We start from the raw sequence: 16,554 nt of genomic DNA, 5'->3' as shown, positions 1-16,554 counted from the left end.
ACGCGTTGATGAAAGCCTTCATTCCCCTGCTCTGCCTGATCGCGTTGCCTCTGTGGGCTCAGGATGCGCCCGAGGGCTGGGCCGTATACCCAACCCAGAAACCGTATGCAGAACTGGTTGACGCAACCAAAGCCGCGATCAAGGAAAACGGGCTGATCGTCGTGACTCAGGCGGGCCCGACCAAAGCGGCGGCAGCACGTGGGATATCGATTCCCGGAAATCGCGTGATCGGCGCTTTCAACAATGACTACGCCGTGCGGGTTCTGGAAACCTCGGTCCACGCGATGATCGAGGCCCCGATCCGGTTTTACGTTACCGAGAACAAAGACGGGACGGCGAACCTGTCGTATAAAACCCCCAATTTCGTCTTTGCGCCCTACGTCTCGGAAGGTGGGCAGAACCTGATGGATATTGCGGCCGAACTTGACTCGACGTTTCAATCGATCGCTGAACGCGCAGTCAAATAGTCACACTGGCGTGAACCGCCTTGCGTCCGGGAACGTCCTCCGCAATCTGCTTGAAACGGTTTTATCGGAGCATGACTGATGCAAGACCCCTCGCCCCGCGCTGCGGATATTCTGGCCCAACGCCTTTATGAAGCGGGGTGCCGAAACGCATTCGGGATGCCGGGGGGCGAGGTCCTGACGCTGGTCGATGCGCTGGAAAAGGCTGGGATCACCTTTCATCTGACCAAGCACGAAAACTCTGCCGGGTTCATGGCCGAGGCCGTTCATCATCGCGACGGTGCACCTGCGATTCTGGTCGCCACTCTGGGTCCGGGCGCAATGAACGGGATCAATGTGGTGGCGAACGCTTTGCAGGATCGTGTGCCGATGGTCGTTCTGACCGGATGCGTCGATGCGGACGAAGCGTTGACCTATACCCATCAGGTCATGGATCACAGCCGGGTTTATCGCTCGATCACCAAAGGCACTTATACGCTGACAGCCAAAGGCGCGGATATCATTGCCGACAAGGCGGTGTCACTGGCTATGCAGCCACGACCCGGCCCGGTTCATATCGACGTCCCGATCTCGGTTGCCGACACGCCTGTTAACGGCGTGAAACGCCGCCGGCTGGCCAAGGTCGCGCCGGTCAGCCCCGGTGGTGAATGCCTTGAGAAGGCCCGCCGCTGGGTGGCCGAGGCCGAACGCCCCATCGCCATCATCGGCCTGGATGTCCTCTATGACGACTCGCGCAGTGTCGTGCAGGCGTTCCTGGAGCATTTTGGCATTCCTTTCGTGACGACCTACAAGGCCAAAGGCGTCGTGCCCGAGGATCACGCGCTGTGTCTGGGCGGCGCGGGGCTGTCGCCGCTGGCTGACAAGCATCTTCTGCCTCTGATCGAACAATCGGATCTGGTATTGTGTCTGGGATATGACCCGATCGAAATGCGCCCCGGCTGGCGTGAGATCTGGAATCCGGAAGAAAAGCGCGTCATCGATATCTCTGCCGTGGTCAACGACCACTACATGCATCAAGCTGGATTGAACCTTGTTGCCCACACAGGCGAGACATTGGAGGCAATAGCCAAAGGCAACGCGGCCCGTGAAACATGGCCGGGCAACGAACCCGAGCAGATCAAAGCCGCGCTGGCAAAGGACTTCCCCACCGATGAAAGCTGGGGGCCCGCTGCCGTCATTGCCGAAACCCGTGCTGTCCTGCCGCCTGAAACACTGGCCACGGCCGACAGCGGCGCACACCGCATTCTGCTGAGCCAGATGTGGGCGTGCAACGAAGAACGCGGGCTGATCCAGTCCTCGGCTTTGTGCACGATGGGATGTGCCCTACCCATGGCCATTGGCCTGAAACTGGCCGAACCAGACCGCCCGGTGATCAGCTTCTCGGGGGATGCGGGGTTCCTGATGGTTGCGGGCGAGTTGTCGACAGCGGCTGAAATGGGCGGCAACCCGATTTTTCTGGTCATCGTGGATGCCAGCCTTGCCCTGATCGAGCTGAAACAACGCCAGCGACAGATGCGCAACACGGGCGTGGATTTCGGCCATCATGATTTCGCCGCAATGGGCCGGGCCTTTGGCGGCAATGGCCATACGGTTCGTAACAGGACAGAGTTGCGCGCCGCACTGGAAGCTGCTGTAAAGGCTGAGACATTTACGGTGATCGCTGCTGAAGTTGAGCGTGGAGGCTATGATGGCCGCATCTGAAGGCCCGTTGAAGGGTGTCAAGGTTCTGGACCTTAGCCGGATCCTGGCAGGCCCAACATGCACACAGCTTCTGGGCGATCTGGGCGCAAGCGTCATCAAGATCGAAAACCCGGCAACCGGGGGCGATGACACGCGGCAATGGGGCCCGCCCTACGTAAGCGATGCCGAGGGCAACCGCTCGGATCTGAGCGCCTATTTCATGTCTGCCAACCGCAACAAGAAATCCGTCGCGCTGGATATCTCCTCGGCCGAGGGTCAGGCGGAAATCAGACGCTTGGCGTCACATGCGGACATCCTGATCGAGAACTTCAAACCGGGCGGGCTGGCCAAATACGGGCTGGACTATGCCACCCTGTCGCAAGAGTTTCCAAGCCTCGTATACTGTTCAATCTCGGGCTACGGCCAAACCGGCCCGAATGCCAGCAAGCCTGGCTATGACCTGATGGCGCAGGGCTATGGCGGGATCATGTCGCTGACCGGCGACCCCGAGGGCGCGCCCATGAAGGTGGGTGTTGGCATCGCCGACGTGATGTGCGGGATGTATGCAACCGTGGGTATCCTGGCCGCGCTGCGCCACCGCGACTTGACCGGCGAGGGCCAGCAGATCGATCTGGCGCTGGTGGATTCTCAGATCGCCTGGCTGATCAATGAAGGTGTCAACTATCTGACGTCAGGCAATGTTCCGCAACGACGCGGAAACGGGCACCCCAACATCGTCCCTTATGACGTCTACGAAACCGCCGATGGGCACGTGATTCTCGCGGTTGGAAATGACGGCCAGTTCAGAAAACTCTGCAACTTCATCAATGCTCCTGAACTGGCAGACGATCCGAGATTCGCGACCAACCCGGCCCGATTGGAGCATCGTGACGCGCTGAATTCGATTCTTCGCCCCGCTGTGAAGGCGCTGGACACCCAGACCGTCATTTCCGGTCTGGAGGCTGTCAAAGTGCCCGTCGGCCCGGTGCAGACGCTGGATCAGGTGTTCAACACGGAACAAGTGGCCGCAAGACAGATGCAGATTGCCATGCAGGCCCAGCCGGGTCAGGTCAACCTGATCGGGAATCCTCTGAACCTGTCTCGGACACCTGTAACATATCGTAACGCCCCGCCGGTCTGTGGGGCCGATACTGAGGCTGTTCTGAGCGCCGAAAACCCGTTCGAGGATTGAAATACTTGCACATTTAGGCGGCAAGTCGCTGAAACATGCCCTTGAATCGGCGGTTTTTTTCATCTTTTTCGCACACGTCATTTCACCAATTCGAGAGCAGCGTCGATACTGTTACGTCCCTCTCGCACACTCTGGTACATCGAACAGTGTCAAATATCGCAATCAGATTGGACCCAAGTATGAAACAAGACGTTTTCGGACAGATGAACACCCTGACCCAGCCGGCGGCAGTCGAAGCGTGGAATGGTGTTCTGCTTGGGTTCATGGCTCATGCCGCTGTCACGCCGCAGCACTTGGGCAAAGTGCTGGAACTCGAGCCCGACTTCGCGCTGGGTCAAGCGGTCAAAGGTCTGTTCATGGCGCTGCTTGGGCGGCGCGAGATGATGGCGGTTGCTGTCGAAGCGCTGGCTGCTGCCAACGCGGCGATGGAACGTCAACCTGCAACTGAACGCGAACGTCTCTACGTGGATGCGCTGGCCCTGTATCTGGCCGGACAACAGGCACAGGCGGTTCAGAAATTCGAAGCGATTCTGCGTGACCATCCGCAGGACACTCTGGCGATGAAACTAAGCCATGCGACCCGCTTCGTTCTGGGTGATGCAAACGGAATGCGCCGCTCGATCGAGCGGGTGATGCCCGTTTATGAGCCGGACCACCCCGGGCGCGGCTATCTGCTGGGCTGTCATTCCTTCGCGCTGGAAGAAACAGGCGCTTATGAAAAAGCCGAAATCGCGGGCCGTCAGGCGCTGTGGATGGTGTCCGATGATGCCTGGGGCCTGCACGCGGTGGCCCATGTCCATGAGATGACGGGCAATGCGCAGCTGGGCCTAGACTGGCTGGCCGGGCGCGAGGCGGCCTGGGCCCACTGCAACAACTTCCGGTACCACGTGTGGTGGCACAAGGCGCTGATGCATCTGGATCTGGGTCAGGTCGATCAGGTGATCGAGCTGTATGACAATCACATCCGCAAGGACAAAACCGACGATTATCGCGACATCTCGAACGGTACTTCGCTGCTGATGCGGCTTGAACTTGAGGGCGTGAATGTCGGAAATCGCTGGGAAGAGCTGGCTGATCTGAGTGCCGCACGAACGGAAGATGGCTGTCTGATCTTTGCGGATCTGCATTATCTGCTGGCGCTTACCGGTGACAATCGCGCCGATGCCACGGCCAAGATGCTGAACCGCATGAACAAGGATGCGGCCCGCGCCGACGACGACGCCACCCGCCGCATGGCAGACCCAGGTATCGCTGCGGCCATGGGCCTGGAGGCCTTTGGTGACGGCCATTATGGAACGGCGTTTGATCATCTGCTGGCGGCGCGCGATTCCATGCAACTGGCCGGTGGCAGCCACGCGCAACGTGATGTATTTGAACGCATTACCATTGATTCCGGCCTGCGCGCTGGTCGCTTGGACGCGGTGGAACGCATTCTGGATGACCGTCGCGCCAAGCGCGCCGGGGGCGAAGACAATTATGCCATCGCGCGTCGCGCCCTGATCGACGCGGCCCGCGACAGCGGTGACGTCCAAAGCGTCCCCGCCGAATAACAAGAAGACCAAGAAGGACAGAAAACGTATGGCGACCATATCGCCCGCTTCTGATTTTGTACCCGCTGCGGCCCCGGCCGCAGCCCCTGCCAGTGCGCGTGATCCGCGTCTGGATTTCTATCGCGGCATCGCGATGTTCATCATCCTGATCGCCCATATCCCCAACGATCCCTGGGCCAAGTGGATCCCCGCGCGCTTCGGCTATTCCGACGCGACCGAGATTTTCGTGTTCTGTTCGGGCATGGCCTCGGCCATCGCCTTTGGCGGGGCATTTCTGCGCAAGGGATGGTGGATGGGCACCGCCCGAGTGGCCTACCGCATCTGGCAGGTCTATTGGGCGCATATTGCCCTGTTCTTCTTTGTTGCAATGACAATGGCCGCGTTGGATCAGACCGGCGCGTTCGAGAAAACCTATGTCTCGTCGTTGAACCTTCAGCATTTCTTCAATGACCCGGCCCCGCAATTGGTCGGGATTTTCACACTGACCTATGTGCCGAACTACTTCGATATCCTGCCGATGTATCTGGTCGTACTGGCGCTGATGCCGCTTTACATGGCGCTCTACCGCGTCAGTTTCTGGCTGATGGCGGCAGTTTGCGTGGCCATCTGGTTCATCGCCCAAACCGGCGCGCTTGCCCTTCCCGCCGAACCCTGGTCCGAGCGCCAGTGGTTCTTCAACCCCTTCGGATGGCAATTGCTGTTTTTCACCGGCTTCGCCTTCATGCGCGGTTGGATTCCGGCCCCGCCCGTGTCGAAATCCTTGATCTGGGTGGCGATTGCCTTTGTCGTTTTGTCAGCCCCGTTCGGGTCATGGAAAGTCTTCACCTGGATCAACACGGCTGCACCCGAGCTTGGCGCAGTGATCCGCAAGGGCTGGCCCCTGACCGAAGAGCTGCGTGGCAAAACCGAGTTCGGCCTTCTTCGATATGTCCACTTTCTGTCGCTGGCCTATCTGGGATGGGTTGCAGCGGGCGAACACGGCCACCGCCTGATCGCGACGGGTCATGGTGTGGGCGCACGTATCTGGCAATTCCTGCTGGCCGTTATCACCAAGGTCGGCCAGCAATCCCTTGCCGTTTTTGTGTTTTCGATGGCCGCGGCCCGGCTGATCGGCGTCGCGCTGGATCAGGCTGGGCGGGATGTCGCCACTGTCTTTATCGCCAACATGATTGGGTTTGCGATGATCATCGGCGTTGCCTATCTGGCAGCTTGGTTCAAGTCACAACCCTGGAAGTCAAAGAAATGAAATTTACCCGTCGCGCATTCCTCGTCTCGACGACTGCTTTGGCCTTCGCCCCATCCGCCTATGCGACGGGCGGTGAGACGCCTTTTGACCGCGACTATGTGATCGAAATGGCCCGCGATCTGGCCAGCCGCCCCTATGTGGAACGCGAGATGGTACCGCAGGAATGGCAGGACCTGACCTATCAGCAATACCGTTCCATCCGGTTCCGGCTTGACCGGGCGCTGTGGTATGAAACCGAGACGCCCTTCAACGTGGATTTCTTCACCCCCGGCCTGTACTTCCCGCGCACCGTCAAGGTGGAAACGGTCGAGAACGGCATGACCAAGCCGGTCGCCTTCGATCTGGAAATGTTCGACAAGTCCGAAGACGTGCCGCAACTGCCAATCGATGACACGCTGGGCTTCTCGGGCCTGCGTCTGCGCACTGAAATGCACCGCCCCGGCAAGACAGATGAATTCTGCGTCTGGCAGGGGGCCAGCTATTTCCGCGCCATTGGCCTGCACGAGGTTTACGGACTGTCCGCGCGGGGCCTGGCGTTGAAAACCGGTGACCCGGATGGCGAGGAATTTCCCGAATTCATCCGTTTCTGGCTGGAACGTCCCGAACCGGGCCAACGCAACATGGTCGTGCACGCATTGTTGGACAGCCCCAGCGTGACCGGCGCCTATCGTTTCAACGTCACGGCGGGCGCGGATTGCATCATGGATATCGAGGCAACGCTGTTCCCGCGCGAAGACCTGCCCCATGTGGGTATCGCTCCGGGAACTTCGATGTTCCTGTTCGACCAGACCAACCACAGCCGGTTCGACGATTTCCGCCCTGCTGTGCACGACAGCGACGGGTTGATGATCCGCAATGGCGCGGGCGAGGTCCTGTGGCGTCCGTTGGCCAATCCGACCCGATTGCAGGTCTCATCCTTCGTCGACACAAACCCGCGCGGGTTTGGTCTGATGCAGCGCAAACGACAGTTTTCGGACTATGCCGATCTCGAGGCCAATTACCACAAGCGCCCGGGCCTGTGGGTCGAGCCCCGGGAAGACTGGGGCAAAGGCTCGGTCACGCTGGTCGAGATCCCGGCAGATCAGGAAATCTATGACAACATCGTCGCCTATTGGAGGCCCGCTGAGCCCTATGCGGCAGGCAGTCAGGTTGATCTGTCCTATCGCCTGATCTGGGGGGAAGAACCCCAGCGCACACCGATGCCGCGCGTGATCAACACCGCGATGGGCGAGAACACCTTTGGCGAAGGCCGGCTGGCCGTCGTCGATTTTGAAGACAGCGAACTGTTCGAGGACCTGGGCGCAATCACGGTCTTTGTGGGTTCGCCACATGCGGAAACTTCGGAAGGCGTCTTGCAGCGCAACCCGGATACCGGTGGTCCACGCCTGGCGTTTTCATTCCAGCCCGGCGAACGCAACCATGTCGAGTTGCGCGCGCAATTGTTGAAAGACAAACAGCCTGCCTCGGAAGTCTGGCTGTACCGATGGACCGCATGAGCCGCGATCTGCATATCATGCCGCCCGAGGCGCCTCTGGCGATGCCGGCGCAGAACTTCAGCGCACGGTTCCGGGATGCCGATGCGCCTTCCGGTCAGCACAAATCCTCTGCCGGATTCTGGCGCGCGCTGGTTTTTTCGCCTGCTATGGCCGCCACTCTGGCATTGCTGTGGGTCATGTGCGACTGGTTCGGCGCGGAAGGCATAAACGTGGTCGAAGCCATCCTTTTGGCTTTGATTTCGTTCAACTTCTTCTGGATTTCCTTCACCGTCTGCACCGTTTTGCTGGGCATGGTGTCGCTGGCGAAACAGGAACGGCCCGAGCGCCGGACCGCGGCGCAACCCCTGCGGGTGGCCCTGCTGACCCCGGTGTACAATGAAGTCCCCTGGAACGTGTTGGGCAATGCCCGCACCATGCTGGAGGATCTTCAGGCGCGCGGCGGCAAACACCACTATGCCATGTTCATTCTGTCGGACACGCGCGATCCCGAGATTGCGGCGCAGGAACAGGCCAGCGTCGAAGCACTGCGCACCACGCTGGCACCCGGGCTCGAGCTGTATTATCGCCGCCGCGAACAGAATACCGACCGCAAAGTCGGCAACATCGCCGACTGGGTCAGCCGCTGGGGCGCGGATTGGGATGCCATGCTGGTGCTGGATGCCGACAGCCTGATGACCGGGCGCGCGATCCATCGCCTGACCGATGCACTGGCATGCGATCCGGGTGCGGGCTTGATTCAAAGCTATCCGCAGCTGATCGGCGCACAGTCGGTCTTTGCCCGGATGCAGCAATTTGCAAATGGTGTCTATGGCATCGCCTTTGCCGAAGGTCTGGCCCGTTGGTGCGGGCAAGAGGGCAACTATTGGGGCCATAACGCGATTATCCGCACCAAGGCCTTTGCCACCAGCGCCGGCCTGCCCAAGCTGCGTTCGTTCAGCGGTCAGGACAAGCTGATCATGAGCCACGATTTCGTCGAGGCCGGCCTGCTGCGCCGCGCCGGATGGGCCGTGCGATTTCTGCCGCGTATTCGCGGGTCATATGAAGAAACACCGCCGACCCTCATCGATCACGCCATGCGGGACCGCCGCTGGTGTCAGGGCAACCTGCAACACCTGAAATTGCTGGGTTCTTCCGGATTCCGTGCCGTATCGCGATTCCACATGTTCCACGGCGCGGTCGGCTATCTGATGTCCCCGTTGTGGTTTGCGCTATTGTTGATGTGGGCGCTGATCGGTCAGGGTCAGGATGCCTCTGTCCTGCATTATTTCAGCCCCGACAATCCTCTGTTCCCGCAATGGCCCGAGATGTCGGAAACCCGCCACGTGCTGATCATTCTGGTCATGTACGCGATGCTGTTGGCCCCCAAGGTTCTGGGCGTTCTGGCCCTGCCGCTGAGCGGTGTACGCTACGCGGATTTCGGTGGCGGGCGCAAATTCCTTGCCTCTTTCCTGGCCGAGGTTCTGTTGTCGATCCTTTACGCTCCGATCCTGATGGTGCAACAGATGATCGCTGTATTCCGTACGGCTTTCGGCATTCAGCGCGGCTGGTCGCCTCAGGCCCGCGACGGTGGCACCTATGGTCTGCGAACGCTGATCCTGTGCCATGCGCTTGAAACCGTCATTGGAGTGGCGCTGAGTGTCGGTATCCTGTCCGGTCTGGTGTCGATCTGGCTGGCCCCGATCGCAATCAGTCTGGCGCTGGCTATCCCGTTGTCAGCGCTCAGCGGTGTCTCGGCAGGTGCCGCGCGCAAGATGGTCGGAATGCGGGAAGACTTCAGCGAACCCGCCATTACCCGGTCAGCACGCCGCTATCGCGATGAACTGAAGCGACTGGTCGAAGGCAAAGGCAACATGACCCCGGCCGAGTGATCAACTGCCGGGAAGCCCTTCGTACCAATCGACTATCATATCGGCCCAGCCCGCGGGAACGGTGTGCCCTCCGGGGAACAGAGCAAATTCCAGCGCGCTGCCTTCGGCACATGTGGTCCAGCGGCGGCGCATGAAATCACCCGTCGTGCTGAACCCGGTCGGTTTGTGATCGACACAACCGTTCGCATCGCGCCAGATTTCGAGACCCGCATGGATATCTCCCTGCTGAAAGCGTCCTCCGCCCAGCAAACGCCCTTCCAGCGGCACCACATTGTCGGTCCAGCCATGCGTATGGAACATACGGATCGGACCATTGCAGGTTTCAGGGTGCGGGCGCCAGAAACCACCGGACACCGGGACATAGGCCGAAAACGTATCGGGGCTCTCGCAGGCCAGATAGTTGACCATGAAGGCTCCGGCGGAAAACCCGCCCAGCAGGACACGGTCAGTGTCGATGCCAAACCGCCGTGCCGCGTCTTGCACCGCTTCGGTCAGAAAGGCGGTTTCGTCCCGCTCACCAAAACCGGGATAGAAATTCCAGCTTTTGGTGCCGCCCCGGTCGGGCCTTTCCAACCCCTCAGGGGCCATCACCGCATAGCCGCGCTCCAGCAGCGGCTCGACCATCCCGCGATTGCGCATCGTGCCCGACCCGCTGCCGCCATACCCATGCAGGAACACCACCATGGGCGCATTGTCCGCGTCGGGCAGTTCGATGTGATAGGCGCCCATGGGAATCTCACAGGTATCCTCTTGTCCGGCACACCCCGCGAAAGCGATTTGCCCGGTCACTGCCAAGGCCAACGCCAGACTGAATTCCCGGATCATCCTGCATCCTCATCATATTTGCGCACCGGCAATCCGGCCCGAACCCATCCCGGCCCTGCGGCCGAACCCAACATACCCTCGGGCACGTCGATCACATTGGTGAATCCAGCTTCGATCAGGCGGTTGCTCAGGCGCGCCGAGCGCACGCCGCGCGCGCAAATCAAGGCCACCGGGGTCGCCGGATCGCCGCCAGCCAATTCCGTCAGTGCTTTGACAAAATCCTCGCGCCGCATGTCCAGCGGCACGGCACCTTCGCCAATGCCCGATGCGCGCCATTCACGCGGCGTGCGGATATCGATCAACAGAACGTTTCCCTTCGAGGCCTGCTCATGGGCCTCGGCAACCGTTATCCGGCCGCCGCCGTGGTCTTCGGGGATCAAACGGTATTCCCTGATCGCAAACCCGCCTGCAATCGCCGCGCATGCGCCGATCAACATCCATCTTCGGGCTCGGTTCACTTTCTCGGCCAAGATTCAGCCTCCTGTTCGCTGACATGTGTTCTATCACAGATGGTCTGAAACCGGGGCGTCGAAAAACCCGACCCGCATCAAGATCACGTCATTTTTTCGAATCCTTGCAGAGTTTTTGATGCGGCCTATAGGACTCTGTAAAAAAGTTACAATATCTGGACAGTCGGGAAAATATCCTTACAAAATTGGCTTCACACTGACCGCCCAGACCGGAGTATCGCACTTGTCCCTATTCCTCATCGCGGCCCTTCCCTTTCTCGGCGCTGTTTTTCCTGCCCTGCTGATCCGGGCAGGCCGGAACGCAGCCGCATCCGCCGCCGGGTTGACCACATTCCTGGCCCTGATGGGCCTGTTGATCCATATCCCTGCGGTGATGCGCGGAGACGTCGTGACCGCCCGGTTCGACTGGATACCGGGGCTGGGGCTGAACGCGAATTTCATGCTGGACGGCCTGGGATTTTTGTTCGCGTTGCTGATCCTGGGCATAGGGCTGCTGATCATCCTTTATGCAAGGTTCTATCTGTCGCGCGAAGATCCGATGGGGCAGTTCTTTACCTATCTTTTGCTGTTTCAGGGCGCGATGGTCGGGATCGTCCTGTCCGACAACATCCTGCTTCTGCTTATATTCTGGGAGCTTACATCGCTCAGCTCATTCCTGCTGATCGGCTATTGGAAGCACCTTCCCGAAGGTCGTCAGGGCGCGCGCATGGCTTTGGCTGTCACTGGCTCTGGCGGCTTGGCGATGATTGCCGGGATGCTGATCCTCGGCAATATCGTGGGGTCTTACGACCTCAGCGTCATTTTGCAGAACAAAGAACTGATCCAGGCCTCACCCTACTACATGCCGGCGCTGATCCTGATCCTGCTGGGCTGTTTCACCAAGTCGGCGCAGTTCCCGTTTCATTTCTGGCTACCGCACGCCATGGCCGCGCCAACACCGGTTTCGGCCTATCTGCACTCTGCCACAATGGTGAAAGCGGGCCTGTTTCTGATGGCACGGATGTGGCCGGTTCTGGCCGGCACGGATGCGTGGTTCTACATCGTCGCCACGACGGGGCTGATCACCATGCTGATTGGCGCGTCTATCGCGTTGTTCAAGGACGACCTTAAGGCGCTGCTGGCGTTTTCGACCGTTTCGCATCTTGGCCTCATCACCATGCTGCTGGGCTTTGGCACAAAAATTGCCGCCGTCGCTGCCGTGTTCCACATCATCAACCACGCAACGTTCAAAGCCGCCTTGTTCATGACCGCCGGGATCGTGGATCACGAAACAGGCACGCGCGATATCAAAAGACTGGGTGGCTTGCGCCACCTGATGCCGATCACCTTCACAATCGGCACGATTGCCGCCCTCTCGATGGCCGGGCTGCCGCCTCTGAACGGTTTCCTGTCCAAAGAGATGATGCTTGAAGAAACCGTGCACACCACATGGCTGAACTCTCATTACCTGGTGCCGGGGCTGGCGCTTTTGGCTGCGTTGTTCTCGGCCGCTTATTCCTTCCGCTTCGTCAGCCACGTCTTTCTTGGACCTCAGCGGGAAGATTATCCGGCACATCCGCATGATCCGCCCGTTGGGTTGTGGATTGCGCCCGCGTTCCTGGTCGTACTTGTCATCCTGATCGGCCTCTATTCCGCGGCCATTGTCGGCCCATTGGTCGCAGTGGTGTCCAGCGCGGTGATTGGCGGCGAGAAGCTTCCGTATTACTCGCTGAAACTCTGGCATGGCTTCACACCGGCCCTTTACATGTCGGTCGTGGCCACGCTGGGTGGTCTATTCCTGCTGGCGTTGCACAGACGAGGTGAGCAGATCTGGAACGCTCTGCCCCGCCCCGAAGCCAAGCAGATCTTTGAAGCAATCATAGAAGCGCTGACCAGGTTGAGCCGATGGATCACGGATGAGATGCACAACGGGGTCCTTAGCCGCTATGCGATCATCTTCGTCGCCTTTACCGTTGGCCTGGGTTATTACGCGTATTCGACCGGAACCATCGGCATTGAAACCCGCGTTCCGCTGCCGGCTCAGATCATTCCTATCCTTGGCTGGATCTGTCTTGTGGGTGCGACGCTGGGCATTATGTGGTTCCATCGGAATCGTCTTTTGTCACTGGTATTGATCGGCGTCGTCGGCCTGATCGTTTCGGTTGCCTTCAACTATCTCTCGGCCCCCGATCTTGCCTTGACGCAGATCTCGGTCGAAGTGGTGACAATGATCCTTTTGTTGCTGTCGCTGAACTTCCTGCCGACCGAAACGCCCTGGGACAGTTCGGCTGCGCGGCGCTGGCGGGACGCGGCGATTTCCGTGGTCGCGGGCCTTGGTACTGGTGCGCTGATCTACGCGATGATGATGCGCGATTTCGCGTTCCCGACGATTTCAGAGTTCCATCTGGCCAATTCCTACAAAGGCGGCGGCGGCACCAATGTGGTCAATGTGATCCTTGTCGACTTCCGGGGTTTTGATACCTTTGGCGAGATCATCGTTCTGGGCATCGCCGCGCTGATCATCTTTGCGCTGACGGAATCCGTTCTCGGTACAAATGTCCGCAGCTATCTGCTGAACCGCAAACCGCATTGGCCGCAATCCGGGGATTCGCATCCGCTGATGATGGTTGTGGTCACCCGCGTCATGATGCCGATCGCACTGATGGTCGGGGCGTACATCTTCTTTCGCGGGCACAACCAGCCCGGTGGCGGCTTTATCGCCGGCCTGATCGTCGCCATCGCCTATCTGATGCAATACATGGCCAGCGGCTATACCTGGGCCATCGAGCGGCAGAGGTTCTATTACCACGGCACCATCGGCTGGGGCGTTCTGATCGCCGCGGCAACCGGGTTGGGCGCGTGGTTCAACGAACGTCCCTTCCTCACCAGCGATTTCGGCTACATCAACTGGCCTCCGCTGGAGGAATTCGAATGGGCCACCGCCATGCTGTTTGATACAGGCGTATTCCTGGCGGTTCTGGGTGCGGTCATGCTGGCATTGGACAGCCTGTCCCGCTTTGCGTGGCAACCGGGGATGGCACAGGAATTCCCGATGGATATCAACCCCCTGCGAGACAACCCTCCGGAAGAACAACAAGAGAAGGAGCAGGCCTGATGGAAGCGCTCGTAGCCTCTGCCGTCGGTATCATGACCGCTGCCGGGATCTTCCTGATCCTGCGCCGCCGGACGTTTCCGGTCATTCTGGGCCTGTCTCTGATCACATACGCGGTGAACGTCTTCCTGTTCGCGACCGGACGACTAGCGCTGAACGCACCAGCGGTTCTGAACAAGTACGAGGACGTCCCCTATACCGACCCACTGCCACAGGCGCTGGTCCTGACGGCCATCGTGATCTCGTTCGGGATGACAGCCGTGATCGTGATGATCTCGCTCAGCGCATACCTGTCCGCCAAGAATGACCATATCGACATGACCGCCCAGGACAGTGTTGACGCGCCGGGAGATGACGCATGAACCACTGGATCGTTGCGCCGATCGTCCTGCCCGCGATTCTGGCCCCATTCATCATCATGGTCCTGCGATACCATCTGGACCTGCAACGCATCTTCTCGGTCGCGGGCGTCGTGGCTTTGCTTGGGATTGCGCTGACAATCACGGCTCAGGCCTCGGGCGGGGTCATTCAGGTGTACGAGCTTGGCGACTGGCCCGCCCCCTTTGGCATCGTCATGGTGCTGGATCGCATGTCCGCAATGATGGTTCTGCTGACCGCCCTGCTGGCCCTGCCGATCGTGCTTTATGCCATCGCCTCGGGCTGGGATGACCGGGGCAAGCATTTCCACGCGCTGTTTCATTTCCAGCTCATGGGCGTCTGTGGCGCCTTCCTGACCGGCGACGCCTTCAACCTTTTCGTGTTTTTCGAGGTGCTGCTGATCGCGTCTTACGGCCTTATGACACATGGCGGTGGCGCGGTACGGTTGAAAGCGGGTGTGCAGTATGTGGCGTATAACCTGTTGGGGTCGACCCTGTTTCTGTTTGCCCTTGGCACGATCTATGGCGTGACCGGTACGCTGAACATGGCGGACATCGCCCTGCGCGTTGCGGAGATTCCGGCTGAAGATACCGCATTGCTGCGGGTTGGTGCGGTGCTGCTGCTGCTGGTCTTCTGCATCAAGGCTGCCGTTCTGCCCCTGCACTTCTGGCTGCCCGCCAGCTATGCCAACGCCCCGCTGCCTGTTGCGGCCCTGTTTGCAATCATGACCAAGGTAGGGGCCTATTCGATCCTGCGAATGTACACTCTGGCCTTCGGCCCCGACGTCGAAGTCACGCAGGGTCTGGTTGGCGATTGGTTGCAACCTGCGGCGCTGCTGACGCTTGCCGTCGGTGCCGTCGGCATTCTGGGATCGCAGCATATTGCCCGCATGGTTGCCTTTTGCGCCATTGCGTCCATGGGGACTTTGCTGATCGCGATTTCGCAGTTCACGCCCGGCGCGACGGCAGCCGCCCTTTATTACGTGTTCCATTCGACACTTGCGACCGCGTTGCTGTTTCTCATTGCTGACCTGATCATGGAACGGCAGGGAGGGGCCATAGCCCCCAAGCCGCCGATGCCGCAAAGCGGGTTGATTGCTGCCCTGTTCTTTGTCGGCGCCATCGCGATGGCTGGAATGCCGCCGTTGTCCGGCTTTGTTGGCAAGCTTTTGGTTCTGGACGCTTCGCGTGATGCATCCGATGCCACCTCGGTCTGGGCCGTTATCCTGATTGGATCATTCGTCACCATCGTCGGGCTGGCCCGTGCCGGGACGCTGATTTTCTGGAAAAGCTACGACGCTGAGGTTGTCACAACCGATGAAACCGCCGAAGGCGAAAACGCGTCTGCACCCGCCGCCCCCGAACCGCAACCCGGCCTTGCTTTTACGGCTGTGTTCGGGGCCGTGGCAGGTCTGGTCCTGCTGACCCTGTTCGCGGGTCCGGCCCTGGAGTACACGAGCAAAACCGCAGAGCAGTTGTTTACGCCTGAAAACTACATCTCTGCCGTCTTGGGAAGGGAAGAGTGATGAAACTGCTGCGCCGAATTTTCCCGCACCCCCACCTGACGATTTTGCTGACGCTTGTCTGGATTCTGCTGGCGAACAAGCCTTCGCTGAACTCTTTGATCTTTGGTCTGATCCTCGGGATCATCATTCCGTTCGTTACGCAACCCTACTGGCCGGATCGTCCCAAGCTTCGCAACTGGCCAATGGTTGTGGAATACATGCTGGTGGTGCTTTGGGATATCGTGGTTGCGAACGTGACAGTGGCTCGGATCATCCTGTTCAAACGCAATGATAACCGCCAGCCCAACTGGATCTGCGTCCCGCTTGAGCTGCGCACACCCGAAGCGATCACGGTTCTTGCGGGCACCATCACGATGACTCCGGGCACCGTCAGTTGTGATTTGTCAGCTCAGGGGCATAATCTGCTGGTGCACTGTCTTGATGCCCCCGACCCCGAGGCCGTGCGGGACCAGATCAAACAGCGCTATGAACGTCGCCTGAAGGAGATTTTCGAATGATCGACTACGCGATTTATTTTGCATTTGCCTGTTTCGGTGCGGCGATCATGATGTGTCTGTGGCGTATCATAACCGCTGACGGGGTCGGCACCCGGGTTCTGGCCTTGGACACTATGGTAATCAACACCATCGCCCTGATGATCCTATATGGGTTGGATCAGGGGACCGAGATTTTTTTCGAGGCCGCCATGATCATTGCCATGCTCGGTTTTGTTTCCACAGTGGCCTATGCGCGCTTCATGTTGCGCGGCAACATTATCGAATGAGGGCGG

The 16,554-nt window shown here is 59.6% G+C and carries 14 protein-coding genes; 12 read left to right on the top strand and 2 right to left on the bottom strand.

Annotated elements, in window-relative coordinates; genetic code table 11:
- Positions 1–8 precede the first annotated feature (8 nt).
- The 7 genes from GOW31_RS12125 (at position 9) to mdoH (ending at position 9,496) form a co-directional block, all read left to right on the top strand.
- A complete protein-coding gene (locus tag GOW31_RS12125; protein ID WP_171170379.1) occupies positions 9–467 on the top strand; it encodes a DUF302 domain-containing protein in 459 nt (152 codons plus the stop codon).
- Between the two features lie 78 nt (positions 468–545).
- Positions 546–2,165 carry a thiamine pyrophosphate-binding protein gene (locus GOW31_RS12120; RefSeq protein ID WP_171170377.1) on the top strand — a complete coding sequence of 540 codons (1,620 nt, stop codon included), beginning with the start codon at positions 546–548 and terminating at the stop codon, positions 2,163–2,165.
- Complete coding sequence (locus GOW31_RS12115) at positions 2,152–3,336, top strand: CaiB/BaiF CoA-transferase family protein (protein WP_171170375.1); 1,185 nt, start codon at positions 2,152–2,154, stop codon at positions 3,334–3,336. The genes GOW31_RS12120 and GOW31_RS12115 overlap by 14 nt, the downstream gene beginning before the upstream one ends.
- Before the next feature lie 179 nt (positions 3,337–3,515).
- On the top strand, positions 3,516–4,886 hold the full coding sequence (locus tag GOW31_RS12110; protein WP_171170373.1) for a tetratricopeptide repeat protein: 1,371 nt from the start codon (positions 3,516–3,518) through the stop codon (positions 4,884–4,886).
- 28 nt (positions 4,887–4,914) lie between these two features.
- Positions 4,915–6,132 (top strand): OpgC family protein, encoded by a 1,218-nt coding sequence (locus GOW31_RS12105; protein ID WP_152457447.1) that lies wholly within the window; start codon positions 4,915–4,917, stop codon positions 6,130–6,132.
- Positions 6,129–7,628, top strand: a complete 1,500-nt coding sequence (locus tag GOW31_RS12100) for a glucan biosynthesis protein (protein WP_171170371.1) — start codon at positions 6,129–6,131, stop codon at positions 7,626–7,628. Before GOW31_RS12105 ends, GOW31_RS12100 begins: the two co-directional genes overlap by 4 nt.
- Positions 7,625–9,496, top strand: coding sequence for a glucans biosynthesis glucosyltransferase MdoH (mdoH, locus tag GOW31_RS12095; protein WP_171170368.1), 1,872 nt, complete (start codon positions 7,625–7,627; stop codon positions 9,494–9,496). The genes GOW31_RS12100 and mdoH overlap by 4 nt, the downstream gene beginning before the upstream one ends.
- On the opposite strand, the gene GOW31_RS12090 is transcribed toward mdoH, so the two are convergent.
- Positions 9,497–10,321, bottom strand: a complete 825-nt coding sequence (locus tag GOW31_RS12090; protein ID WP_171170366.1) for a PHB depolymerase family esterase — start codon at positions 10,319–10,321, stop codon at positions 9,497–9,499.
- Complete coding sequence (locus GOW31_RS12085) at positions 10,318–10,758, bottom strand: rhodanese-like domain-containing protein (RefSeq protein WP_171119614.1); 441 nt, start codon at positions 10,756–10,758, stop codon at positions 10,318–10,320. Before GOW31_RS12085 ends, GOW31_RS12090 begins: the two co-directional genes overlap by 4 nt.
- Positions 10,759–11,014: 256 nt before the next feature.
- On the opposite strand from GOW31_RS12085, the gene GOW31_RS12080 reads away from it, so the two are divergent.
- Genes GOW31_RS12080 through GOW31_RS12060 form a run of 5 tightly spaced genes read left to right on the top strand, consistent with a single transcriptional unit; the run spans position 11,015 to position 16,548 of the window.
- Complete coding sequence (locus GOW31_RS12080; protein WP_171170364.1) at positions 11,015–13,885, top strand: monovalent cation/H+ antiporter subunit A; 2,871 nt, start codon at positions 11,015–11,017, stop codon at positions 13,883–13,885.
- Positions 13,885–14,244, top strand: a complete 360-nt coding sequence (locus GOW31_RS12075; RefSeq protein ID WP_152457442.1) for a Na+/H+ antiporter subunit C — start codon at positions 13,885–13,887, stop codon at positions 14,242–14,244. Before GOW31_RS12080 ends, GOW31_RS12075 begins: the two co-directional genes overlap by 1 nt.
- A complete protein-coding gene (locus GOW31_RS12070) occupies positions 14,241–15,785 on the top strand; it encodes a monovalent cation/H+ antiporter subunit D (protein WP_171170363.1) in 1,545 nt (514 codons plus the stop codon). The genes GOW31_RS12075 and GOW31_RS12070 overlap by 4 nt, the downstream gene beginning before the upstream one ends.
- Positions 15,785–16,282, top strand: coding sequence for a Na+/H+ antiporter subunit E (locus GOW31_RS12065; protein ID WP_171119435.1), 498 nt, complete (start codon positions 15,785–15,787; stop codon positions 16,280–16,282). The genes GOW31_RS12070 and GOW31_RS12065 overlap by 1 nt, the downstream gene beginning before the upstream one ends.
- Positions 16,279–16,548, top strand: a complete 270-nt coding sequence (locus GOW31_RS12060; protein WP_152457439.1) for a K+/H+ antiporter subunit F — start codon at positions 16,279–16,281, stop codon at positions 16,546–16,548. The genes GOW31_RS12065 and GOW31_RS12060 overlap by 4 nt, the downstream gene beginning before the upstream one ends.
- Positions 16,549–16,554 lie beyond the last annotated feature (6 nt).

Source organism: Ruegeria sp. HKCCA0370 (assembly GCF_013033705.1).
GTDB lineage: Bacteria > Pseudomonadota > Alphaproteobacteria > Rhodobacterales > Rhodobacteraceae > Ruegeria.
The sequence above is the reverse complement of the archived record's forward strand: the minus strand, read 5'-3'. Positions and strand labels throughout refer to the sequence as shown.